This is a genomic window from Pseudoalteromonas sp. SWYJZ19 (genome assembly GCF_015864375.1).
Lineage (GTDB): Bacteria > Pseudomonadota > Gammaproteobacteria > Enterobacterales > Alteromonadaceae > Pseudoalteromonas > Pseudoalteromonas arctica.
Genome location: NZ_JADYXI010000001.1, coordinates 124,268 through 149,784 on the forward strand (window position 1 = coordinate 124,268; position 25,517 = coordinate 149,784).

A 25,517-nucleotide genomic window follows, 5' to 3' on the forward strand; every position below is an offset into this window, starting at 1 on the left:
TAAACATATCCTAAATTGCAGGGGCTTCGGCCCCTTTTTTACGTTATGCTAATAGTAGTTTTAATAATAAGAGTGTTATCTATGCCGTCGTCAAAAGTTGTTTTTCGTTTTTTAGCAGAGCCTACCGATGTTAATTTTGGTGGTAAAGTTCATGGTGGGGCCGTCATGAAATGGATTGACCAAGCAGGCTATGCATGTGCTGCGGGTTGGAGTGGTCACTACTGCGTAACGGTTTCAGTTGCGGGTGTTAAATTTAGACGCCCAATTCTAGTAGGTCAAATAGTCGAAGTAGAAGCTAAAATTGCCCATACGGGTAGAAGTAGTATGCAAATATTTATACAAGTGCGTTGTGGCGATCCAAAAACACAAAATATGGTTGAAACAAATCATTGTGTTATCAGCTTTATTGCTATGGATGAAACGGGCTACCCAATAGAAGTGCCTTCGTTTAAAGCTGTAACAGAAGAAGATATTAAATTAGAAAATTACGCTATAAAAATGAAAGAAATAGCAATTGAAACAGAAAACTTGCTTCATACAGTGTAATTACTAGTTTAAATAAAGTCAGGCTATGTAAAAAACTCATTATACTTTGTAAAAGATACAACTTATTTTAGAGTACTCAATTACACAAAAGTTCACTTTGATTATAAAACACGCTAAACACCGTAAAAACCAATACAAAAGAATTAATTAAGGCGTGTTTTTAATTCATTTTAATATTGGCACGCTCGCTGCAAGTAGATAATTGAAGTTTGATTAATGAAATCAAGCATTTGATTATTTTTTGTAAAGGAGCTATTCAATGATTAAAACACTTTCTCTTTCAGCTATTGCACTAGCAACACTGGGTTTTAACTCTGCAGCACACGCTGACATTTCTGATTTCGATTCTCCACGTATTTATACTGGTATCGGTTACGGTCAATATTCTTTTGAATTTGAAGACAGTGACAACGACACTGACTTTGACGACGATGCACAAATGCTTAAGGGTTACGTTGGTGCACAATTTAACGAGTACTTAAGCTTAGAGCTTGCTTATCAAAACTTTGATGAAGTAAGTGATATAGACAGCAAAGCTGAAATTGATGGCGTATCGCTTGCCGCACGTTTGGGCTACCCTATAACAGAAAGCTTTTCTGTGTATGCAAAAGGCGGTTGGCTTGAATGGGATGCAGATTACACACAAGATTTACCAGTAGGTGGCGTATCAGCGTCTACAGATGGTGGTGATGCATTTTACGGCGCTGGTATTGAATACGCGCTTACAACAAATGTACAGTTTCGTTTAGAGTACGAACGCTATAAACTTGATGACGATATTGACCCAGATATGGATGTAGCGTCTGTATCAGTTCAATACATGTTTTAATTAGTCTTTAGCATGTATAAAAGGTAAGCCCAAGGGCTTACCTTTTTTGTTTTAGGCTCTTTTTAAATATATTAATATAAACCAATCAGTCTAATAAAAAACTTTAAACCGTTTGCTCTATAATGCCAAGTGCATTAAATAGGTGTTCTATTATAGCACTAAGAAAATAGCGCAATAACAAGGCAAAATTATAATATATAGTTGTTATCACTAATTGCTCCCTGCATTGTTCTACCTCCTGCATCCATACAGTCAACTAAGAATAATTTTTAACAAAGTAAGTGCGCTATTTAATGCAGTAGAATAATCATATTTTTAATAAAATTGGTATACGCAATAAACTTGCTTACATTAATGCCATAAATGCTAAATGCGGGTAGAATAGCGCTCTATTTTATTTGTACCCGAGTACTATGAGCGATTACACCATTTCGGCTATTGGCCACATTCAATCTCCTTATAAACAAAAGTTTGCTATACCTAGGCAACCACGTTTAGTGCCACAAGCTAAAGCAAAGCTTATATTTGCCCCCGATTTTAATCGCGAAGAGTTTGTACGTGGTTTAGATGAATTTACTCATATTTGGTTGTTATTTCGTTTTCATGGAACAGCTGATAAAGGTTATTCTGCTATGGTGCGCCCGCCTCGTTTGGGTGGCAATGAGCGAAAAGGTGTATTTGCGACCCGTGCTACATTCAGACCAAACGCAATTGGAATGAGCGCCGTAAAACTTGAAGGTATTGAATATAAAAACGGACAACTTAGCTTATTACTCGCTGGCATTGATTTACTTGATGGCACACCGATTATTGACATAAAACCGTATTTGCCGTATTCAGACTCTATGCCGGATGCAAGTGCTGGCTTTGCTGACACGCGCCCTGAAACACAAATGACGGTTGAATTTAGCCCTCAGGCAATTGAGTTTGTTAATGCCCAAACACAATACCCAGACTTACATGATTTTATAGCCAATGTTTTAAAACAAGATCCTCGCCCTGCTTATAAAAAACAAAAAGAAGAAATGCAAAGCTACGGGATGACTCTCTATGACTTTAATATTCGCTGGCAGGTTAATGATGCACATAACTTAGTAACAAGCATAGAAAAAAACTAAATAACTCACTTAGCGCTTTAGTGTAAAAGCATCCGCTGGTAAACTTAAGCTCTATTAAAAGAATATAATTACTCTATTTCGGAAAAAACATGCGTACAAGCCAATATATACTCGCAACACTTAAAGAAACGCCATCAGATGCTGAAATCGTATCGCATCAGTTAATGCTTAGAGCCGGTATGATCCGTCGCGTCGCTTCGGGTTTATACACTTGGTTACCCTCTGGTTTACGCGTGCTACGTAAAGTAGAAAACATTGTACGTGAAGAGATGGACAAAGCGGGTGCAATTGAAATGCTAATGCCTGTTATTCAACCTGCTGATTTGTGGGAAGAGTCTGGCCGTTGGAATGAATTTGGTCCTGAGCTTATGCGCTTTACAGACCGTCATAACCGTACGTTTGCACTTGGCCCAACACACGAAGAAGTAATAACTGATTTCGTACGTAAAGAAATAAGCAGCTACAAGCAATTACCAGTTACTTTATACCAAGTACAAACTAAAGTACGCGACGAACGTCGTCCTCGCTTTGGTGTAATGCGTGCTCGTGAGTTTACAATGAAAGATGCCTACTCTTTTCACTTAAGTGAAGAGTGTTTAGATGCGACTTATCAAGCGATGCACAAAGCATATTGTAATATTTTTGAGCGTTTAGGCCTTGATTACCGCCCTGTTATAGCCGATACAGGCTCTATTGGTGGTAGCGTATCGCACGAGTTTCATGTACTTGCTGAGTCGGGCGAAGATGCAATCGCGTTTAGTGATGGCAGTGATTACGCCGCTAATATTGAAAAAGCAGAAGCACTGGCACCAAGCGAGCCTCGCCCTGAAGCATCAAAAGAGCTTAAAGCGTTTCCAACTCCTGACGCTAAAACGATTAACGAGCTTAAAAAACACTACGGTGTTAAGCCACATCGCGGTGTTAAAACGTTAATTGTTTATGGTACGCCTGATGAAAACGAAGTACGCGGTTTAGTAGCTTTAGTACTGCGTGGCGATCACGAATTAAATGAACTAAAAGCTGAAAAGCACCCATTAGTAGACTCTCCGCTTGAAATGGCAACAGAGGCAGATATTGTTGCTGCTATTGGCGCAAAACCTGGCTCATTAGGTCCTGTCGGCTTATCAATGCCTATTATTGTTGATAGAGCAGCTAACATACTTGCTGATTTTGTTGCCGGTGCAAATAAAGACGACGAGCATTACAGCGGTATTAACTGGGATCGTGACGTAACTGATTACGAAGTTGCTGATATTCGTAATATTGTTGAAGGCGATATGAGCCCATGTGGCCAAGGCGTTTTACAAATTAAACGTGGTATTGAAGTAGGTCATATTTTTCAACTTGGCACTAAATACTCAGAAGCGATGAAAGCGGGTGTATTAAACGAAGGTGGTAAAAACCAAACCATGACTATGGGTTGTTACGGTATTGGTGTTTCACGTATTGTTGCTGCTGCTATTGAGCAGAACAACGATCAATACGGGATCATTTGGCCAAAATCAATCGCGCCATTCGATTTAGCAATTGTTCCAATGAACATGCACAAATCGCATCGTATTCCTGATATTGCAAATAACCTTTACCAAGGTTTAAAAGATGCAGGTCTTGATGTGTTATTTGATGACCGTAAAGAGCGCCCTGGTGTTATGTTTAACGATATGGAACTCATTGGTGTGCCATTTACGCTAGTAATTGGTGAGCGTAACCTTGACGAAAACAAAATTGAGCTTAAAAACCGCCGTACAGGTGAAAAGCTAATGATTGATATCGATACAGCAATTGATGCAATTAAAGCAGCCGTTAAAGGTTAAGCTAAAAATACTTATAAGTAATTTTAAAACCGCTTTTTAAAAGCGGTTTTTTTATATCTAAATTTTACATGTGTCATTTAGCTTTAGTATTACTGTCGTATAATTGTCATTTTTATTCCCTAAAGTATTTAACCTGAACTCTGGATAATAAATCTATCTCGAGCAGCTATTTTCAGCGCTAACTGCGTTGAATTTACTTGCAATAGGCTCGCTATTGACGCGTAAATTCGCCTTGTTTTCACTGAAAATCTCTGGCTAGAGAAAATAAATTTAAATATCACCATGATTCAATACCTTAGTAAATCTCTTAACCAGAGTTCAGGTTATTTAACTATTACACTCGATACTTTAGGGAATGAAAATGAGTAATGGCGCAAACACTAAGAAGCAACACTACCCTGCTATTTGGATATCTGATGTTCATTTAGGTTACAAAGACTGTAAAGCAGATTACTTACTCGATTTTTTAAACTCGGTAGAATCCGACACACTTTATTTAGTGGGTGATATTATTGATTTATGGTCAATGAAACGTCAGTTTTATTGGCACCCTTCGCATTATCAAGTATTAAACTCTATACAAAAAAAAGCAGCTAGCGGTACACGCGTCATTTATATTCCCGGTAATCATGACGAAACGTTTAGAAACTATATAAATCAAACGTTATTTGGTATTGAAATCCACCAGCAATTTATTCACACCACTAAAGCTAATAAACGTTTTTTACTCGTACACGGTGATGACTTTGATTCCGCGACACGCTATAACAAACTTATTAGTATCGCAGGTGATGCAGGGTACGACTTTTTATTATTTTTAAACCGCTGGACCAATCGTATTCGAAAGCTATTTGGTGGTAATTACTACTCGCTTGCATCATGGATAAAAGCTCGCGTACACAAAGCACGTGAAGCAATTAAAGCCTTCGAAGATGCCGCAATTCATGAAGCTAAAAAGCAAAACGTAGACGGTATTATTTGTGGACACATTCATCATCCCAAAATAAAAGTAGATGACGGAATTATGTATTGTAACGATGGAGACTGGATTGAGAGTTGTACGGCGCTGGTAGAGCAGCAAGATGGAAAAATTGAATTACTACATTGGTCAGACACACAAACCGTACTCGATAGCGCCGACATAACAAGGTTAAATATATCAACGGATGCTAAACCAAAAAAATCAGCTGCATAAGCAGCTGATTCTCATCTAATAACGATTAACTTAGCCAGGTGATTAACTTATCTTTCAGCGTTCTTGGTTTGATTGGTTTAGTAATATAGTCGTTCATGCCTGCAGTTAAACAACGTTCTCTATCACCTTCCATTGCGCTTGCTGTCATAGCAATAATAGGTATGTAAGTGTAGTCTACCCCGGCCTTACTATTTCTGATTTCACTTGTTGTATCGTAGCCATTTAAATTAGGCATTTGGCAATCCATTAAAATAACATCAAAAGCTTGCTCTGTGTTTTCTCTCAATGCTTCTAATGCTTCTACACCGTCTGATGCACAGGTGATTTTTACTTTAGTGCGTTTTAAAATCGCCTTAGCAACTTCAATATTAATCATATTATCGTCTACTAATAATATATGATAAGCAGACAAATCAGGCTCTACTTGTTCTTCTGTTAAGCCTTTTGGTGGCGCTATAATACAATCATTACTGGCACCAAATAAGCTGGCTAACTTATAGCTAAATTGATCTTGGGTAAGCGGTTTATTTAGAATGTGGCTACCCTCAGGTAATATCATTTTAGTCGGTTTATCGGTCACCATGTCGCGTAAAATTAAGACGTACTTTTTATTAAACTGCTTACAGTAATCAATTAACGCATCAATTTGAGGATGCTCATCGTCAATCAATAATAAGTCAGCTTCAAACTCTTTATGCTCACTAAAGTAGTCGAGTCTTACAATGTTTTCTGCATTTACTTTACAGGTTAGTAGCAATAAATCGCACACGTTTTTATAAACGTTATCGCGCGCTATTAATGCCGCTACGTTAATACTTGTAGCAAGCTCAATACCTGTGTTTAATTTTTTCTCTTGTGCTACATGTAGCTCAACTGTTGCGGTAAAGGTACTACCAGCACCCTTTTCACTTATAACCGTAATATTACCACCCATTAACTGAGCAAGTTTTTTACATATAGATAAGCCTAAGCCTGTACCACCAAAATGGCGGGTTGTACTTGAATCTTCTTGTGTAAACACTTCAAATAGTTTGTCTATGTTCTCTGGCGCTATACCAATTCCCGTGTCTTTTATTGTAAAGCTCATTAATAACTTTGAGTCGGTAATGTACTTAGAGCCGACAGTTAAACTTACTTCACCTCGGTGAGTAAATTTAAATGCATTATTAACTAAGTTAATTAAAATTTGTTTAAGTCGATGGCTGTCGCCAATAACCATTCTATCTACTACATCTTTTGTATCTAAAAACACTTCAAGACCTTTGCGCTGGCCCTGTAACGCTAAAGAGCTAATCATATCGCTACATACTGTAACAACATCAAATGTATGATTATCAATATCAAGCTTACCCGCTTCTATTTTAGAAAAATCGAGAATATCGTTAATCAAATTCATCAGAGAGTTAGCACTACTATTAGCTAATTTTAAGTAATGGTATTGTTGTTCACTTAAGCCATCTTCTTTGAGCATTTCAAGCATACCCAAAACGCCATTCATCGGTGTGCGTATTTCGTGAGATATATTTGCTACAAAGTCACTTTTTGCTTGGCTCGCTGCTAATGCTTGATCAATTGCTCGCTCTAGCTCAACAGTCCTTTGTGATACTTTTAGCTCTAAAGTACTGTTTAAGCCTTCAAGCTCTGATTGAGTATTTTTTAATGAGCTAATATTTCTTAAAATAGCCGCTACCTGATAACGGTTATTGTAGACATCAAAAATACTACTGAGTGTAATTGAAAAGTATTGTTTGTTGCCATAACCATCTGTGTAGATAGCTTCAAACGGCATTTTTGATCCGTTTGAAATAGTCTCTTCTATACAGTTATTATCGGCTTCATTTAAGTTAAATAAAGAAACAAAGTCAGGGCTAGTGCCTGAGATTGAATTACCGAAAACCTCTTTAGCTGTATTATTAAAGTGAACAATTTCGCCGTTTTGCTCAATTGTAAAAATAGCATCCAAAGAATTTTCTATTACTTTATTGTTTTGCTCTTTTAGAGAATTAATTAACAACTTACGGTTTATAAAACGTTGGTATAAAAAGGCAATAACTAAAAATACGCTAAAGAATACCACTAGCATTGCAATAAAGTTTTGACGCCTTTCGTTCACCTTTGCAAACAACGTTTTAGTATCAACACTTACACCAAGCTCTAAAGGTAACATCGCAATATCACCATCAAACGAAATACGTTTTTTTAACGTGTAAGCAATTGGGTAATTACTTAGCGGTAAAGTGCCTTGCTCTGCCATTGTGCTTGCAGTGGAAAATTCTTCAGTCCATGTTTTTGCTTTATTAAATTCAAAACCGAAGCGTAATTGAGAGTTTGGATGATATAAAAATTCACCTTCATTATTCATTAGGTAAATTTGTGTTCCTTGTGGAGATTCAACCGTTAAACTTTTTATTAATTTATCAGCAAAGTAGTTAGTGACTAATATTGCAAAAATTTTATTTTTTTCATCAAAAACAGGCTTAGCTACACGAAAAGTACTTATATAAGGTTCTTGTATCTGCCCATTTTCACGGTTGTAGTTAATTGGAGAAATATAAACACTTTTATTATCGAGCATACTCGCTTTTATCATGTAATCGCGTTGGCCTTTCTTTTGTAATTGCAGACCTTGCAGTCGATTAATTTCTCCGAGTTGGTTTCTATCAACCCTGACAACTTCTTGCCCACCATCTGCGAGAATAATATAGCGAGCCTGAAGTATGCTGTCGTCTGTGCGCATAAAACCACTAAAAATACTCGCTAAGCGCTCTTCCCAAACGTCGATGTGCGTGCCTAACAAGGGATCTATTTTCTTGTTTTCAGTGGCGCGAGTAATGCCTTTAATCGGGGGCGTTGCGTCTAAAAAGCGAATAGCGGTAACACTATCTTTAAGATGGTTTTTTAGTGAAAGGCTTTTTGTTTCAAGCTCACGTTTTAATTCTATTTGGGCTGAATTATAAACATCACTTCTTACTTTTTGGTCAAACAAATACAGAGATGGTAAAGCTATAAGAACAAATATTATTGTTGCAACGAGCATTAGTCTATTATTTTTTGTCACATTCAAAAAATTATTCTTTTTCAACATTTACCTTCACCATAAATTTTTATTGTTATTAGTATAGAGCATTAACGAAAGAATTGGACCACCTAACTAATCGGTTATCGTTATAATTTTTATAATAAAAAGACTAAATCATTAGTTTTATTTAGAGCACTCTCTCTATATGAATTATAAATGAATGAGAGTACCCATATCGACTCACGCAGCTTATAAAATAGTTTTTTCAAGCAATCATTCCTTTAAAATATAAAAGGTAGCCAATGCTACCTTTTATATATTTTTAGAGTGCTAAATCTATATTATTATCTAAACAGCACATCTTCTCTGTTAAACCATTTAACGCAAAATGCCAGTAGTCCGGCTGCAATGATTGCAGTTGCTAAAAATATTAAGCCTACAAATGTGTAATCAACAGTCCCTTTTACTATTTCTTTAATTGCTAAAGCCACGTTTGTAACAGGAATGAATGCTGTTTTAGCAGTAAGCTCCATATTTGGCATTATTGAAATAATAATAGGGAAAAACACGCCCATACTTAAGGGGGCCATATAGTTTTGTGCTTCTTTAAACGTACGTGCATAAATAGATATAGCCAGTGCCAAAGCCGAAAATATAGCAGCCACAGGCAGTAGCAATACAAATATCATCAGTAAATCGGTTACCGCTAATGTACTAAATGCCGCTTTAATAAAATCTAGATCGGCAAATGCTAACGCCAGTGCTATCCAGCAGCCCATACTTAAGACCGTTATGGTTGTGGAGGCAATGGATGTAGTTAACAAAGTTATAAATTTACCAAGCACCAGCTCTGTACGCGTAATAGGTGTAAGTAGGAGTGTTTCTAGCGTGCCGCGTTCTTTTTCGCCAGCGCCTAAATCAATAGCGGGATAAGTAGCCCCCATTAGTACTAATGGTATAAGTAAGTAAGGTAAAAAACCGCCAATTTTTTCGCCAAGGTTTTCACGTTTATCGGCTGTATCCACCTTAATTACTTCAATTGGGTTAAGAATAGATTTTTGAACAGACTCTTCAATACCAAAACTGATTAGCTTTTGAGTTTGCAGTACGTCACTGTATTCTTTTGCTAGCTCTTTGACGCGTTCGAATAAAAAGTTAATAGATTTTGAATCGTTAAAAACAACCTGCCACTGACTTTGTTCACCATTATCTAGTGTTTGCTCAGCATGGCTTGGTAAATAAATACCCATATCAATATCGCCAGCTATAACACCAGCTTTAAGCTCTTCAATGTTATTAAAGGTTTTAGCCCCTTTATAAAGCTCAAAACTTTTGTGATAAAACACTTTATCAGTAAATTCTTGTGCATATTCACCATTAATAATGGCATACGTATTTACTTTTTGTTCTGCGTCCATTGCTGCTTGTGAGCTTATAAATGCCATTACGGCAAACAATAACGGAAATATAGCGACAGGAAGCGCAACAACAAATAATAGCGTTTTTTTGTCGCGTAATAACTCTCTTAATTCCTTTTTAAATACCTCAAACATCATGTTTCTCCGTTAATATGTTCATAAACGCTTGATTAAGCTCATCACTATTACCTGCTTGTTTAAATTCATCTACTGTTCCGTCAAAGCAGCTAATACCTTCGTTAATTACAGCTACTCGGTCACATAAAAGTGCAACTTCATCTAAATGATGGGTAGAAAAAATAACAGGAGTACCTTGCGCCTTTAAACCCTTAATAAATTGAATAACGGTTTGCGTGGTCATTATATCGAGACCCGTTGTTGGCTCATCAAGCACAACAACTGCTGGGCGATGCACAACAGCACGCGCTATATTTGCTTTTTGCTTCATACCTGTTGATAGGTTTTCTGCGCGTTTATCTACAAACTTATGCATATCAAGCAATGTAAATAGCTCATCACAACGCGATGCAATATCGCTTTTGCTCATACCGTGGAGCTTTGCAAAATACTCTATGTTTTCTTTTACAGTTAAGCGGCCATACAAACCGGTAGAGCCCGATAAAAAACCGATAGACTTACGCCCCAGTAGCGGTTTTTTTACAATGTCGTTTCCGGCAATTGTTATTGAGCCTTCATCGGGCTTTAACGCGGTTGAAATCATTCTAAGTGTAGTTGTTTTACCCGCACCATTTGGGCCTAGCAATCCAAGTACTTCACCCTTTGCGCAGCTAAAACTCACATCTCGTACTGAGTGAAAATAATCTTTATCTTCACGAGGGTCGATGTCGTCTATTTTATTTTTTTTGTGATCTTTAGTTAGCTTAAATTTCTTTTTAAGCCCAGCAACTTCTATCATGTTCGTATCCTTCGTTTCGCTCTAAAATAATCTGTATTGTTGTAAAAAGAGTCGTCTTTGTTTTCTTCATGCCAGCCTGGCACACCTAATAAAGGCAGTGGTGAAAGCTGTTTGTTATCGGCTAAGCAGTTATCTGTATTAATCATCTCATAAAGGGCTTGGTCTAGGTACTGATATTGAGTAACTAAATCTTTACAAAATATTTCATCCGGTACACAAACTAACAATGCTTTACCCGTTAAACCTATATAAGGTTTGGTGAGCATTTCATAATTAGCATGGCCAAACATAAAAGGTTTTATTGTTTTACCCCACTCATGTTTGTGTTCAACAAATGCTGTTTTCCATTGATGATCGCAAAGCCACTGCTGCCATTTACTCTCACTTATAGCTAATACAACACCACATTCATCAAAGAGCGTTAATGCATTACGATGTTTGGTACGCTGTTGTAATCCATGTTCAGCTATATCTTGTACATGCCGCTGGTTTATAAGTGCTTTAGTTTTAGGAAATAAACACCAAATAAAGCCACCAAATAAGTCATGCCAGTTCTCACTGCGTGTAGGTACAACACCCGTTTCAAAAATAACTTGTTCGTAATAACGATCGCCAAAATCTACCTTTGCATCATCTTCAAAAGTAATAGGAATATTATTCGCATTAATAGCGGTTAAAAATGGAGAAAACCACTGCGGCGCCGGCCAATCTGTTAGTTCGTTAACTTTAAACAGCTCACGTAAATGCGCAAATGCACCTGTTTCTAAACTACTGATTTGCCACTGCTCGGGGGGAGTAAAACGCTTCATTTAAACCTTTAACAATTTATGCCTATAATTTACGAGAAGTTTACCGCAAAAACTGGTTCTACTTAATAGAAGTTAATATACTAATCACAACTTAAAACAAAAAAAGAGCTGACATGAAACATTATTTCTCTCTCACACTCCTCGCTACCGCTGTTTTAGCAGGTTGCGCAACAACAAGTATTACACCTACTGATGTAACAAATGGTTATAACAGTATCCAAGCTGATGAACTGGCTAAACATGTAAAAGTACTTGCATCGGACGAATTTGGTGGTCGTGCTCCTTCATCACCAGGCGAAAAGCTAACGCTTGATTATTTAACTGCGCAGTTTAAAGCTTTAGGTTTAAAACCAGGTAATGGCGACAGTTACTTACAAGAAGTGCCATTAGTTTCTTTAGAAGCTGATTCGAACATGGTGCTTAGTATTGGCGGTAAAGACTACCAATACAAAAAAGACATGGTTATGGGTAGCAGTCGGATAAGTGCTCAAGAAAGCATAGAAAACTCTGAACTTGTATTTGTGGGCTACGGCGTTAATGCACCTGAATACAATTGGAATGATTACGAAGGTTTAAACGTTAAGGGCAAAACGGTTGTAATGCTGGTTAACGATCCGGGTTTTGCAACAAAAGACCCTGCTTTATTTACTGGCGACGCGATGACCTATTATGGGCGTTGGACATATAAATACGAAGAAGCGAGTCGCCGTGGTGCCGCAGGTGCAATTATCATTCATGAAACAGCACCTGCATCTTATCCGTGGTCGGTTGTTGAAAACTCGTGGAGCGGCGAGCAGTTTGGTTTTCAAAAAGAAAACAACAACATGGACCGTGTAGCTGTTGAAGGCTGGGTTACAACTGACGTAGCAAAAGAGCTCTTTACTAAAGCAGGTTTAGATTTTGATACCGTTAAAACGAATGCTGCCAAAGGTGCTTACCATGTTGATATGGGCGATTTAACTGCTTCTGTTACTATTAAAAACACGATTAAAAAATCGGTGTCATATAACTTTATCGCCACTTTACCTGGTAGTGAAAAACCAGATGAGCATGTTATTTACTCAGCTCATTGGGATCACTTAGGCACAGATAAAACACGTAAAGGCGATCAAATTTATAACGGTGCTCACGATAATGCAACGGGTACAGCGGGTCTTATTGAAGTAGCTGAAGCTTTTACTAAATTACCTAAGCATCCTAGCCGCTCGATGACCTTTTTAGCGGTAACTGCTGAAGAGCAAGGCTTATTAGGGTCTAAATACTATGCGGCAAATCCTGTGATTGCAGCGAATAAAACAGTCGCTAACATAAACATGGATAGCTTAAATTTATTAGGCAAAGTAAAAGATATGAACGTGGTTGGTATTGGTAAATCTCAAATGGATGAGTTTTTAACTAATGCAGCTAAAGAGCAAGGCAGAACAATATCTGGCGATCCTAAACCATCATCGGGTGGTTACTACCGCTCTGATCACTTTGCATTTGCAAATATGGGTATTCCGGCAATGTATGCAGGCGGTGGAACTGTGGCTGCTGATGAAGAAACAGCTAATTATCGTAAACGCATGAGCTTAGTACTTCGCGGTTGTTACCATCAACCGTGCGACCGCTACCGTGATGAATGGGATTTATCGGGTGCTGTTCAAGACTTACAATTATTTTATAAAGTAGGTTTTGATATTTCTGAAACAGAACAGTGGCCAACATGGAATACAAACTCTGAATTTCAGCGTAAGTAGCCTTATTTGAGTTTACTTATCGAAAAATTCAAAGTGAGTAATCGATTTAAATGGATGTAAATGATATTGATTATCATTTAATTAAAATATACAGTGTGACCTAGTTAATTTATTAGGTCGCATTGTATGATTTCACTCCCTCACATTGGTTTTATTACTCCTGCCTCAAAACGATTTTTGAGCCAAAATAAACGCTTACTGCTGCCTTTATTTATTTTAACTTGCCTTGCAATACCGCAATTACGCGAAATAACAATGACCGCACTGAGTGATGCATTTTTTCAAGTGAGTGTGTTTGTTGCTGCTACCCTTTTAATTTATTACTACGCTATAGAACACTTACCTCAATTAGAGCTTAGTTATTTAAGTGCCAAGTCCCCTATTTTAGAAATTAGCTTTGCAGCGGTTTTAGGTGCATTACCTGGCTGTGGTGGCGCTATTATTGTGGTTACTCAATTTACAAAAGGCCAAGCAAGCTTTGGTGCTATTGTTGCTGTGCTAACAGCTACAATGGGAGATGCAGCATTTTTATTACTTGCTACCCGCCCTACTGAAGGCTTGTTAATTATGGGAATAGGGTTAGTTGTGGGTACATTCAGTGGTTTACTGGTTAATACAATACACAAAAAAGACTTTTTACGCCCAACAGCGCAAGAACAAAACCACCAAATTAAAATACTCTCAACTAACATTATTAAAATCAGCAAACCGGTTTGGATGGCAGCAATTATCCCAAGCCTTATAATTGCCTTTTTGATTGCGTTTAATGTTGATTTTTCACAGTTTGGTTCAAGCACAAGTACTGTAATTACGCTATTTGGTGCATTAATGGCTTTATTTATTGTTAGTATTTGGGCACTTTCGTCAAGAGGTGAAAGCTATCAAGAAGTAACGTCAGAAGACGATGCATGTAACCCCCCTTCTAAAATAATAAAAGTATTACAAGATACCCATTTTGTAACGGCATGGGTTGTAGCCTCTTTTATGCTATTTGAGATTTTGGTTAATATTGCAGGACTTGATTTAAAAACGTGGTTTGTACATTACGCCTATTTAGCCCCATTAATTGCAGTGCTTATTGGATTTTTACCCGGCTGTGGCCCGCAAATAATTGTTACAACGCTTTATATTCAAGGCATTATTCCCTTTAGTGCTTTAGCAGGAAACGCAATTTCTAACGATGGTGATGCGTTATTTCCAGCAATAGCAATGGCGCCCAAAGCTGCAGTTATAGCTACACTTTATACATCTATTCCCGCATTAATAGTTGGTTATGGGTTGTATTTTTTTGCTGAAATTTAAAAAATGAGATTTAAAAAACACAAAAAAGCTCAGCAATTGCTGAGCTTTTAACATGTTAAGTTATTCTTACTTATAAAGTTGCAGGTTCTACTGCTAATTCTTTTGGATTTGGACCAAAATCATTTTCGCCTTCGTGTGAATCTTGAGCAAGGAAAACAATTAAAACAATCCAGCCGATTACTGGCACTAACCAAAGTAGCTGCCACCATCCTGAACGGCCTGTATCGTGTAAACGACGTGCACCCGCACTCAATTGAGGGATCAATAAAGCTAAGCTATATATTGAGCTTACGAACATTGTGTTTGTAATACCATCTATAACACTTGTTAAAAGCGAAAAAATAATATTAATTAGCATAAACATCCAAAATGCTTTACGACGATTACGGCCTGAAAAATCTGCGTAGCTACGCAACGCGTTCATATAATGTTCCATGAAATTTCCTTAGTGTTATTTTTTATATTCCCTAACGGGGTTAACTTTATTACTTTTTAGTAACATTTGTATCTTAATTAAAAACAGCTGACATTAAAACAAAAAACCAGCTAAAAGCTGGTTTTTATTACATATTAACAATTTAGCTATTAACTCATAGCCATCATCATTGCCGATGGGTTTTCTAAGTACGATTTCCATAGGTTATTAAAGCGAGCAATAGTGCCGCCATCAATAACGCGATGATCGCCAGACCAGCTCACTTGCATAATAGCTTTACTCACAACCTGCCCACTTTCATCAAAACGCGGTAGATGCTGCAGTTTACCTAGCGCAACAATAGCCACTTCTGGTTTATTAATTATAGGGGACGCGATAGTGCCGCCAATAGCACCAATGTTAGAGATGCTAATTGTCCCACCTTTTAAATCATCGGGTGCAACACGGCCTTCTCGCGCAGAATGAGTTAAACGGGTTAAATCATTTGCCACATCAACAATGCTTTTACTCTGGCACGATTTAATATTAGGCACTAACAAGCCAATTTTAGAATCAACCGCTATACCGATATTATGATCGTTATAATAGGTAAGCTCTGAGCATTCATCGTTCACTTTTGAATTAAGTACAGGGTACTCTTTCATTGCTAGCGAGAGTGCTTTTACAAAAAATGGCATCATGGTGAGCTTAACGCCTTGTGCTTTATACTGCTCTTTTAAAGCGCTACGCAAAGCTATAAGCTGTGTTAAGTCTATTTCATCACTAAACGTAAAGTGCGGAATAGTTGAAACCGAAGCTACCATTTGCTTGGCCATGGCCGCTTTAATACCTTTAATTTGCTCTACTCGTACGCCACCGCTTTGATTCTGTGTTTGGTTTTGTACTGCACTTTGAGAAGCATCGCTATTAAGCGGTGAAGTATCAATAGTATTTGGCACTTCGCCTTTTACAAACTCTTCAATATCTTGCTTGTAAATACGTCCATTTTTACCACTACCTGGTACACAGGTTAAATCAACATCTAGCTCACGTGCTTTACGACGAACCGCAGGTGATGCAACCGCTTTTTGATTGATAACTTTAGCAGTTTGCTGTGTTTTAACAGGGGCAACTTTTTCAGCGACGGCATTAGTTTGAGCCTTTACGACCGCTTGGTTTATATCAACATTTGGTTTTGCTGCACTGCCTGCAATTGTCATTTGAAACAACGGGCTATGTACTTTTGCTATTTCACCTTTCTGGTAATATAGTTTTTTTACTGTGCCTGTATATTTTGCCGGAATTTGTACTAATGCTTTGTCGGTCATTACGTCACAAACCGCTTGGTCTTCTTCTATTTCGTCGCCTTCAGCAACTAACCAATCAACAATCTCACACTCAACAATACCTTCACCAATATCCGGTAATATAAAGTCCTCAACCACATCAGCTGCATCATTAGTTTTATTTTCAGCTTGTACTGGCTCTTGTACTACTTCATTGCTAATGCTTTCACCTGCTACATCCATAGCGAATAAAGGGGCATGTACTTTAGCAATCTCACCTTTTAGATAATATAGCTTTGAAATAACGCCATCATGCACTGCCGGAATTTGTACTAATGCTTTGTCTGTCATAACATCGCAAATTGGCTGATCTTCAGATACGGTATCGCCTTCTTGTATTAGCCATTCAACTACTTCGCATTCAACAATGCCTTCACCAATATCGGGTAATATAAAATCTTTAGCCATGGTAACCCCTAAAAATCCATTGATTGTTTAATTGCAGCCAACACTTTTAGTGCATTCGGTACGTATTCTTTTTCAAGTGCCAGCGGGTATGGCGTATCTAGACCACATACACGTAAAATTGGCGACTCTAAATGCAAGAAACACTCTTGTTGTATTGTCGCGGCTATCTCTGCACCAAAGCCATTGGTTATAGGCGCTTCATGACTCACGATTAAACGGCCGGTTTTAATAACCGATTTAGCAATCGTTTCAACATCCCATGGTAAAATACTACGAAGATCAATAACTTCACAGCTTATACCTTGCTCACTTGCTTGCTTTGCTGCATCTTCAATAATCTCCATTTGAGCACCCCACGCTAAAAGCGTAATATCGGCCCCCTCTTGTACTACTTCAGCCGTGCCTAATTCAATACTATAATCTTCTTCTGGCACTTCGCCAATTGATGCACGATATAAACGCTTAGGCTCAAAAAATATGACCGGGTTATCATCTTTAATTGATGCACGTAATAAACCTTTAGCTTGATAAGGGTTACGCGGTACAACTACTTTCAAACCAGGTGTGTGCGCAAAATACGCCTCGGGTGATTGTGAATGGTATAAACCACCGGCAATACCGCCACCATAAGGTGTACGAATAGTTAAGTTACCGACATTAAATTCATTACCACTGCGATAACGAAATTTAGCGGCTTCATTTACTATTTGATCAAACGCTGGGAAAATATAATCAGCAAATTGAATTTCTGCCAATGCAGGCGCACCAAAAGCAGCTAAACCATTAGCAAAACCTAAAATACCTTGCTCGGTTAAAGGCGTATTAAAAACACGATGTTTACCGTACTTCTCTTGCAAGCCCGATGTTGCTCTAAATACACCACCGAAGTAACCAACATCTTCACCAAAAATACAGGCTTGAGGGTGTTCATTCATCGTAATATCGAGAGCAGAGTTAATTGCGTGGAGCATGTTCATTTTAGCCATTACTTAATTCTCCCTGCGGTTACTGGGTAAGCATCTGGATGCTGTTTTATATGTTCTTTTAGTTGCTCGTACTGGCGTTGCAGTAATGGAATTGGTGTATCGTAAACGTCAGATACCAGTTCTTCTAAAGCGGGCTTTGCAACAACTTCAGCACGTTTAAGCGCTGCTAAAATTTCTTCACGAATCGACTCTTTTGCTTTTATATCGTCTTCTTCGTTTAACCAGTCTTGCTTGACCAGCCATTTTCTAAATTTATCAATAGGACACGTTTGATGATTCGCTTCTTCATCTTTAGAGCGATAACCACTTGGATCGTCTGACGTAGAGTGCGCACCCAAACGATAAGCAATCGATTCAATAAGTACAGGTTCACCTTGTGTTGAGGCTATTTCGCGTGCTTTTTTAGTTGCCGCATAAACAGCAAGTGCATCTGTGCCATCAACACGAATTGTTTTAATGCCATAACCCACACCACGCGACGCAATACCGTCGCCTTTAAACTGCTCATCAGCAGGGGTAGATATGGCATAGCCGTTATTACGTGCAAAAAATATAACCGGCGCTTTGTGAACAGCGGCCATATTTAAACCGGCATGAAAGTCACCTTCAGATGCAGCACCTTCACCAAAGTAACAAATAGTCACATTATCAATTGTGCTGGCAAGCTCGCCTGTTTTAGCGTCGATGTGCTTTATTTTTTGGCCATATGCATAACCCGTTGCCTGTGGTATTTGCGTACCCAATGGCGATGAAATCGTCATGTAGTTTAGCGCTTTAGACCCATAATGAATTGGCATTTGACGGCCTTTGCCTAAATCCAATTCATTTGAAAACATTTGGTTCATAAATTGATCAAGAGTAAAGCCACGATAATGCAGGGCTGCCTGTTCACGATATTGAGCCATGATCATATCGTCTTGATCCAGTGCAGCAGCAGAGGCTGTAACTGCGGCTTCTTCGCCTAGGCATTGCATATAAAAACTAACACGGCCTTGGCGCTGCGCGCCTTGCATACGTTCATCTAACAAACGTATAAAACGCATTGTTTCATATAACTTAATAGCGGTATGTTTTGAAATGTCAGGTGCGGTTGCACTAGGATGAATGTCGCCGTCCTCAGTTAAAATACTAAGGGTTGGAATATTAAGCGCTTGACCATCAATAAATTCAAGCTCGTGGTTAATATTCAGCGATACGTTATTTGGATTACTCATAACCTACCTTCTTTTGTTGTCGGTAAAACAGTGCCCCTTTAAATTATTATTGTGGGTGATTGTTGCTGGTTAAACTTTGCAACATCTGCACTATCTTTAATTAAAGCTGCCAACACTTTACGTTAACGTAAAGTGTTATTCAACAGATCTGGGACGAAACAAAAGCAAATACTGGTTAAATAAGTGGCAAGTTAACGATACGGTTACTTTAATTAATAGTAATCATATAGTTAACTTTAAGTTACTAGTGGTCTGATGAGTTAAATTAGACGAAATTGCTATCAATATCCATTGGAATAACAGTAAGGAGTGCTCTTTGCCCTAATGCTACGCTCGCATTTGGAAAAATAATAGCCTCTCCTTCAACGTCAGCGTAAATCGCTGTATCACCGTCGGTTGCAAGTAGTGCACCTTTCGCAAAGCCAGTAAAGTTCTCGGCATCGTCAGAAAAAGGAAAGCTAAAATCGTTCTGCGTTCTATTTATTGTGCGATGGACAGCAAACAATTCAAAATCGTTTGCATTAAATTCAGGATATTTAACTTCATTTTGACTAATTAATGCAGTTAAGGTTTGCTTTGTTTTTTCAAAGCGAGCCATATCGTTTTGACCAAATGGCTTAACTTGACCCAGCTCTACCGTAAAAGAATCAGCACCGTGTATAAATGACGAATAATAGCTAAATGTTGTTGCAGGAGATTTCATCATAAGCACGGTATTTACACCACAACTCAATAAAAATTGTAGCTGCGACTTTTTCCATGGCTTACCATGTAAAAATGGATACACAGCAAATTTTTCGTTTTTAGAGCCTCTAATTGCAGTGTGTAAGTCGTAATGACATCGCGTACTGCCTTGCTCGCCACGTGTATAAAAATCGCTTACGTACTGCTCAAGCTTTGCAGCGCGGTTTCGCTCATTATTCATTGGTACACCTTCAATTGTATGGTGACCATTAAATAATCTATTTAAGTTTTCTTCTACAAAACGCAGGCCAATATTAATTGATTGTGGATTACCGTAAATAAACAAAACACGCTGCTTAAGTATCAGCTCGCCTTTTATAATTTGTTTAATAAGTGCATCACAAATTTCAATTGGCGCAGTTTCGTTACCGTGTACAGCGCTTGAATAAACTACATCTTTTGACGTTATAACAGCAGGTTGAAACTCAATGACTCCGGTATCGTGTATATTTACACGAGTCCCATTATCTAAAACAAACTCACCTGCATCTAAATGCCATTCGTTGTCACGACTAAGCGTTAAAAAATCGCCTGTTTGTTTTAATTCATTTAAGTAAGATGGATTGGCTGACATATAATAAGCCCTTTAAAAATAATGTGAGAGTAGACTCTTATGCATATATTTTTATAAATACACAAGGTATAGAAACGAAAACGGCTGAATAAATCAGCCGTTTTAAAATTATTAGATTAAGTTAGCTTATAACTGAATCTACAAGCTTTTTAGCTTCTTTTTCAAGTAACGCTAAATGCTCTTCACCTTTAAATGATTCAAGGTATATTTTATAAATATCTTCAGTACCTGATGGACGCGCTGCAAACCAGCCATTTTCAGTAACCACTTTTAAACCACCAATGGCAGCATCGTTACCTGGTGCATGAGTCAATTTTTGCAAAATAGGCTCGCCAGCAAGTGTATCTGCTTTTACATCAGAAGCACTCAATGCTTGTAAACGTGATTTTTGACCGCTTGTGGCTGGTGCATCTAGGCGTTTATAAATTGGAGAACCAAACTCTTGTTCTAATTCTTTATAAAGGACTGATGGCGTTTTACCTGTCACAGCAAGTATTTCTGCAGCGAGTAGACCCATAATGAAGCCGTCTTTATCTGTACACCATACAGAGCCATCAAAACGTAAGAATGCAGCACCTGCGCTTTCTTCGCCACCAAAGGCAAGCTTGCCTTTGCTTAAGCCTTCAACAAACCATTTAAAGCCTACTGGTACTTCTTTAACCTTACGGTTGTTACGAGCAGCTACTTTGTCGATCATAGAGCTAGAAACCAATGTTTTACCAATTTCTACGGTTTCATTCCAATCACGGTGTTTAAGTAAGTAATCGATTGCCACTGCTAAAAAGTGGTTTGGATTCATTAAGCCGTCTGGCGTTACAATACCGTGACGATCGTAGTCAGGGTCGTTACCAATAGACACATCAAAATCATCTTTTAGTGCAATAAGATTTGCCATTGAATAAGGTGATGAACAATCCATACGAATTTTGCCGTCTTTATCAAGTGGCATAAAAGCAAAACGTGGATCAACAACATCATTAACTACGGTTAAATCTAAATTATATTTTTTTGCAATGACTGGCCAAAAATTAATACCTGAACCACCTAGTGGATCGATACCAATTTTAATACCTGCATCGCTAATTGCTTTTAAATTAACGATATTTGCTAAGTCATCAATATAAGGAGTCATTAAATCTTCGTAGCGGATAAAGCCAGAACGCGATGCCTTAGCGAATGGGAATAACTCAACTTCAACTAAATCTTCTAGTAAAAGTTGATTAGCTCTGTCTTCAATCCATTTAGTGACGTCGGTATCTGCTGGTCCGCCATTAGGTGGGTTGTATTTAAAGCCACCATCTTCAGGAGGGTTATGCGAAGGCGTAACAACAATCCCGTCTGCTAATTCATTTGGGTGTAGCTTATTGTGGCTAACGATTGCATGGCTAATCACTGGTGTTGGCGTAAAATCACCATCTTCTTGTGTGATCACTTGCACTTCATTCGCAACAAGTACTTCTATTGCAGAGTTAAATGCGGCTTCACTCAATGCGTGTGTGTCTTTGCCTAAAAATAACGGACCAAATATGTCATTTTGTTTTCTGTAATCACAAATAGCCTGAGTAATCGCTAGAATGTGTGACTCGTTAAATTTAACATCGTAAGAACAACCACGGTGGCCTGAGGTACCAAAGGCAACACAATGCTCTGGATTTTGTTCAAGATCAGGTTCATTTAAGTAATACGCAGATACTAATTTAGGTACGTTAACCAGTGCCGATTGTGGAGCAGTTTTGCCTGCGCCTGAGTGAATAGCCATTATATTTCCTTACAGGTAATCGCGAATTTTTTCAGCTTGCTCTGCACTATATCCAAGGCAAAGAGCAACTTCATGAAGCATCATTTTTTTACGCGTTGTATTAGAATTAGTCATAACCCAATATTCACTATCGGTTATGTTTTTAGGATTCATACTACTACCGCTATTTACTAAAGCTTCTTTACTAGTAGCAAAGTAAACACGGTCACGCCCTTTTATGTCTAATACCGCAGAAAAATCAGTTTTATGTGTGCGGTAAAATGCACTTAAAATAAACAAAAAGCGTCCAACAACACCTTTTTGCATTGCCAGCTCTTCTTTATTTAATACATTAAAAACATTATCGCTTTTTTGCTTCACGGGTGCGTGAGCTACAGGCGTTTGTTTTTTTGAAGTCTCAGCAGCAGATGGCTCTGAGCTTTTTAATGTGGCGGTAGACGTAGTCGCAGTTTGATTATTTTGAGTTAGTTCTACGTTTGCGGTTTGAATTTTTTCGCCGCTCAGATTTAATAAACGACGTAAAATAGTGGATGCACTTTCACCAATACTTTGCGTATTGCTAGCAATATATTGATATAACTCGTCGTCTATGTCGATTTGTTTCATGTTCTTCCTGTCATTACGGGTCACATTTTTTTCTCCCGTGTGATTATACCCAAACCAATCAGAAATGCGAGTTACAACAAGCACTCCCGTAAACATATTAATATTTACCTCATTGTTGTTGATTTAACAAACAAAAGCCCAATTTAATAAATAGTCGCTGTATTTTTTGCTTTTTAGAGCAATGCTCGGCAAACTATGGCGAAATTTTCAGGAGGCGGGTATGCAGTTAAATTACAAGCAACAAGGGCAAGGTCCTAATGTTATTTTGATACATGGGCTTTTTGGATCATTAGAAAACCTAAATGTAATAGCAAAACCATTAAGTGAACACTTTACTGTTATTAACGTTGATTTACGTAACCACGGGCTTTCTCCTCATAGTGATGAAATGAACTACCCAGCAATGGCACAAGATATTGTTGAGTTATTAGCACATTTGAACATAGATAAAGCACATTTAGTTGGGCACTCTATGGGTGGTAAAGTGGCAATGGAATTAGCGCTTACACATCCTGAACTTGTAAATAAGCTTGTTGTACTTGATATAGCACCTGTTAGTTACCCTGCTCGGCACACAAAAATATTACAGGCATTAAAAGCGGTTTCAGCACAATCAATTGACGATAGAAAACAAGCTGATGCTCTAATGCAGCCTTACATAGAAGAGCTGGGAGTTCGACAGTTTCTACTTAAAAGCCTCGCTAAAAATGAGGAAGGTCATTTTGCATGGCGATTTAATTTAAATGTGCTTGACGAAAAATATTCTACAATTACATCCAATGTTAATGAAAACAATTCTTGTTTATGCGATACTCTTTTCATTAAAGGTAATGATTCTGACTATATTTTGCCCGAGCATCGTACTGCAATTAAAGCTCGCTTTAAAAATACCAAGGCTAAAATAATTCATGGCGCAGGCCATTGGCTTCATGCTCAAAAGCCACTTGCCGTAAATAAAGCGATAAACGACTTTTTAACTGCGGTTTAAAGCAATTTTAATCGCGTGTTTTTGATTTTGCGCACTAAATATATGAATAATTATATGCTATAGTACGCGCCGTTTAATTTAAAGGTTATACGTTGATGGTCAGTCAGTTAATTAACGAATTTGATACCCTAGGGTTGTATTTTGGCTTAGCCGGTATTTTCATATTCATCGGCATGGCAATTAAAGACGTACTAAAAAGTGGCAATGTGCCTAAGTTCGGACAATACATTGTCTGGGGTGTGCTCTTTTTAGGTTGTTCAGGCTTTATTGCTAAAGGTCTTATTCAAGTATTTTGGCAAGGCGCAGGTGTAGGTTAAGCATGGCGAAGTCAGAAACAGATAGAACTACACTCGATTTATTTGAATACGAAAAACGCCCAGGCAGACCTAAAACCAATCCCCTTTCACGGGATATGCAGTTAAAGGTAAATAAACGTAATCAAATAAAAAGAGATAAAGCACGTGGCTTAAAGCGTGTTGAATTTAAAGTTTCATCGCAGTTATATCAAGCATTGAGTGATATGGCAGATGCACAAAATATTAGCCGCAGTGCGCTGATTGAAACGATTTTACAAGAAAGATTGGCTATTGATACATAAAAGGTTTTAAATCCATGGCAAGTGTAGGCATTTTTTTCGGAAGTGACACAGGTAACACAGAACACGTAGCAAAAATGATCCAAAAAGAATTGGGTAAGAAGCTAGTGGCTGTTCATGATATTGCAAAAAGCTCTAAAGAAGAGATTGCTGAATTTGATTTAATCTTATTCGGTATCCCTACTTGGTACTACGGTGAAGCACAATGTGACTGGGATGACTTTTTTCCAGAACTTGAAGAAGTAGACTTTGAAGGTAAACTTGTTGCTATTTTTGGTTGTGGAGACCAAGAAGATTACGCTGAGTACTTTTTAGATGCGATGGGCATGATCAACGATATCGTTACTGAGCGTGGCGCTATTGTTGTTGGTCATTGGCCGAGCGAAAGCTATGACTTTGAAGCATCTAAAGGCATGGCTGATGATAAGCATTTTGTAGGTTTGGGTATCGACGAAGACCGTCAACCAGAGCTTACAGAACAACGTGTTAAAGCATGGTCTGCTCAAGTATATGAAGAGATGTGTTTAAGTGAATTAGCTGACTAATTTACTGCATATATCGCTAGCTGTTTAAATAATTATCAAACAGTTAGCGTTTTAAGCTTTAGTGGCAATATAAATCAATTGTTCTTTGCACTTAACGCTTAGGCACGTTATCCTGTTTGTTGCTAATGTGTCGTGTACATCTTTGCAAGATGTCTAGTATAACCAAATAAAATTGAGACAGATTTAATGACTGATCATAACTTGGAACTTAAAAAAGCCGGTTTAAAAGTAACTTTACCGCGTATTAAAATATTAGAGATTTTACAATCTCCAGATAACCAACACATCAGTGCTGAAGATGTTTACAAAATTCTTTTGGATCTAGGTGAAGAAATTGGTCTTGCAACTGTATACCGCGTACTTAACCAATTTGATGATGCGGGTATTGTAAGCCGTCATCACTTTGAAGGTGGCAAATCAGTATTTGAACTTTCAGGAAGCACACACCACGATCATTTAGTATGTTTGAAGTGTGGCAAAGTTGTAGAGTTTGAAGATGAGATGATTGAACGTCGTCAACTTGAAATTTCTGAAGAAAATGGTATTACACTTACAAACCATTCTTTATATTTATACGGTGAGTGTAATGATAAAGCAGCGTGTAAAGAATTTAGCGACGCTAACAGCTAATA

23 protein-coding genes are annotated in these 25,517 nt (G+C 37.9%); 12 read left to right on the top strand and 11 right to left on the bottom strand.

Annotation, left to right across the window (positions count from 1 at the left end; genetic code table 11):
- Positions 1-81 precede the first annotated feature (81 nt).
- The 5 genes from I6F45_RS00595 (at position 82) to I6F45_RS00615 (ending at position 5,502) form a co-directional block, all read left to right on the top strand.
- Positions 82-546: an acyl-CoA thioesterase gene (locus tag I6F45_RS00595; RefSeq protein WP_007586808.1), complete on the top strand. Its 465-nt coding sequence runs from the start codon at positions 82-84 to the stop codon at positions 544-546.
- A gap of 259 nt (positions 547-805) precedes the next feature.
- Entirely contained in the window at positions 806-1,375 is a 570-nt protein-coding gene (locus I6F45_RS00600; protein WP_007586810.1) for an outer membrane beta-barrel protein, read from the top strand.
- A gap of 413 nt (positions 1,376-1,788) precedes the next feature.
- A complete protein-coding gene (gene tsaA, locus I6F45_RS00605) occupies positions 1,789-2,493 on the top strand; it encodes a tRNA (N6-threonylcarbamoyladenosine(37)-N6)-methyltransferase TrmO (protein WP_165741930.1) in 705 nt (234 codons plus the stop codon).
- 89 nt (positions 2,494-2,582) lie between these two features.
- Positions 2,583-4,307: a proline--tRNA ligase gene (locus I6F45_RS00610; protein ID WP_165741928.1), complete on the top strand. Its 1,725-nt coding sequence runs from the start codon at positions 2,583-2,585 to the stop codon at positions 4,305-4,307.
- A gap of 361 nt (positions 4,308-4,668) precedes the next feature.
- Entirely contained in the window at positions 4,669-5,502 is an 834-nt protein-coding gene (locus tag I6F45_RS00615; RefSeq protein ID WP_165741799.1) for a UDP-2,3-diacylglucosamine diphosphatase, read from the top strand.
- A gap of 25 nt (positions 5,503-5,527) precedes the next feature.
- Here the strand turns inward: I6F45_RS00615 and I6F45_RS00620 are convergent, their stop codons facing one another.
- From I6F45_RS00620 to I6F45_RS00635, 4 genes are all read right to left on the bottom strand, one after another.
- Positions 5,528-8,539, bottom strand: coding sequence for an ATP-binding protein (locus tag I6F45_RS00620; protein WP_442960970.1), 3,012 nt, complete (start codon positions 8,537-8,539; stop codon positions 5,528-5,530).
- A gap of 326 nt (positions 8,540-8,865) precedes the next feature.
- A complete protein-coding gene (locus tag I6F45_RS00625) occupies positions 8,866-10,074 on the bottom strand; it encodes an ABC transporter permease (RefSeq protein ID WP_008171197.1) in 1,209 nt (402 codons plus the stop codon).
- Complete coding sequence (locus I6F45_RS00630; RefSeq protein ID WP_007586825.1) at positions 10,067-10,855, bottom strand: ABC transporter ATP-binding protein; 789 nt, start codon at positions 10,853-10,855, stop codon at positions 10,067-10,069. The genes I6F45_RS00625 and I6F45_RS00630 overlap by 8 nt, the downstream gene beginning before the upstream one ends.
- Positions 10,852-11,664, bottom strand: a complete 813-nt coding sequence (locus I6F45_RS00635; protein WP_197159438.1) for a DUF3025 domain-containing protein — start codon at positions 11,662-11,664, stop codon at positions 10,852-10,854. The genes I6F45_RS00630 and I6F45_RS00635 overlap by 4 nt, the downstream gene beginning before the upstream one ends.
- A gap of 113 nt (positions 11,665-11,777) precedes the next feature.
- Between I6F45_RS00635 and I6F45_RS00640 the strand changes: the two genes are divergently transcribed.
- Together I6F45_RS00640 and I6F45_RS00645 are read left to right on the top strand one after the other, a co-directional pair.
- The gene (locus I6F45_RS00640) at positions 11,778-13,403 is read left to right on the top strand and encodes a M28 family metallopeptidase (RefSeq protein ID WP_197119334.1); all 1,626 of its coding nucleotides are present in this window, start codon (positions 11,778-11,780) and stop codon (positions 13,401-13,403) included.
- Between the two features lie 126 nt (positions 13,404-13,529).
- A complete protein-coding gene (locus I6F45_RS00645) occupies positions 13,530-14,705 on the top strand; it encodes a putative manganese transporter (protein ID WP_197119333.1) in 1,176 nt (391 codons plus the stop codon).
- Positions 14,706-14,775: 70 nt separating this feature from the next.
- On the opposite strand, the gene I6F45_RS00650 is transcribed toward I6F45_RS00645, so the two are convergent.
- The 7 genes from I6F45_RS00650 to seqA all read right to left on the bottom strand — a co-directional run bounded on the left by I6F45_RS00650 (position 14,776) and on the right by seqA (position 22,757).
- Positions 14,776-15,141, bottom strand: a complete 366-nt coding sequence (locus I6F45_RS00650) for a DUF805 domain-containing protein (RefSeq protein WP_197119332.1) — start codon at positions 15,139-15,141, stop codon at positions 14,776-14,778.
- Positions 15,142-15,290: 149 nt separating this feature from the next.
- Positions 15,291-16,874 carry a dihydrolipoyllysine-residue acetyltransferase gene (locus I6F45_RS00655; RefSeq protein WP_197119331.1) on the bottom strand — a complete coding sequence of 528 codons (1,584 nt, stop codon included), beginning with the start codon at positions 16,872-16,874 and terminating at the stop codon, positions 15,291-15,293.
- An 8-nt stretch (positions 16,875-16,882) separates the two neighbouring features.
- Positions 16,883-17,860, bottom strand: coding sequence for an alpha-ketoacid dehydrogenase subunit beta (locus I6F45_RS00660; RefSeq protein ID WP_197159439.1), 978 nt, complete (start codon positions 17,858-17,860; stop codon positions 16,883-16,885).
- Positions 17,860-19,074, bottom strand: coding sequence for a thiamine pyrophosphate-dependent dehydrogenase E1 component subunit alpha (locus tag I6F45_RS00665; RefSeq protein ID WP_024596866.1), 1,215 nt, complete (start codon positions 19,072-19,074; stop codon positions 17,860-17,862). The genes I6F45_RS00660 and I6F45_RS00665 overlap by 1 nt, the downstream gene beginning before the upstream one ends.
- Positions 19,075-19,339: 265 nt before the next feature.
- The gene (gene astE, locus I6F45_RS00670; protein WP_165727887.1) at positions 19,340-20,392 is read right to left on the bottom strand and encodes a succinylglutamate desuccinylase; all 1,053 of its coding nucleotides are present in this window, start codon (positions 20,390-20,392) and stop codon (positions 19,340-19,342) included.
- A gap of 121 nt (positions 20,393-20,513) precedes the next feature.
- Complete coding sequence (gene pgm / locus I6F45_RS00675) at positions 20,514-22,151, bottom strand: phosphoglucomutase (alpha-D-glucose-1,6-bisphosphate-dependent) (protein ID WP_165741148.1); 1,638 nt, start codon at positions 22,149-22,151, stop codon at positions 20,514-20,516.
- Positions 22,152-22,160: 9 nt separating this feature from the next.
- Positions 22,161-22,757, bottom strand: a complete 597-nt coding sequence (seqA, locus tag I6F45_RS00680; RefSeq protein WP_024589204.1) for a replication initiation negative regulator SeqA — start codon at positions 22,755-22,757, stop codon at positions 22,161-22,163.
- Between the two features lie 220 nt (positions 22,758-22,977).
- On the opposite strand from seqA, the gene I6F45_RS00685 reads away from it, so the two are divergent.
- The 5 genes from I6F45_RS00685 to fur all read left to right on the top strand — a co-directional run bounded on the left by I6F45_RS00685 (position 22,978) and on the right by fur (position 25,515).
- On the top strand, positions 22,978-23,745 hold the full coding sequence (locus I6F45_RS00685; protein WP_007586854.1) for an alpha/beta fold hydrolase: 768 nt from the start codon (positions 22,978-22,980) through the stop codon (positions 23,743-23,745).
- 95 nt (positions 23,746-23,840) lie between these two features.
- Positions 23,841-24,062: a DUF2788 domain-containing protein gene (locus I6F45_RS00690; RefSeq protein WP_002962930.1), complete on the top strand. Its 222-nt coding sequence runs from the start codon at positions 23,841-23,843 to the stop codon at positions 24,060-24,062.
- Positions 24,063-24,064: 2 nt separating this feature from the next.
- Positions 24,065-24,343 (top strand): LexA regulated protein, encoded by a 279-nt coding sequence (gene ybfE / locus I6F45_RS00695; RefSeq protein ID WP_002962928.1) that lies wholly within the window; start codon positions 24,065-24,067, stop codon positions 24,341-24,343.
- Between the two features lie 14 nt (positions 24,344-24,357).
- Complete coding sequence (gene fldA, locus I6F45_RS00700; RefSeq protein ID WP_007586856.1) at positions 24,358-24,885, top strand: flavodoxin FldA; 528 nt, start codon at positions 24,358-24,360, stop codon at positions 24,883-24,885.
- 186 nt (positions 24,886-25,071) lie between these two features.
- Entirely contained in the window at positions 25,072-25,515 is a 444-nt protein-coding gene (fur, locus tag I6F45_RS00705; RefSeq protein WP_007586857.1) for a ferric iron uptake transcriptional regulator, read from the top strand.
- Positions 25,516-25,517 lie beyond the last annotated feature (2 nt).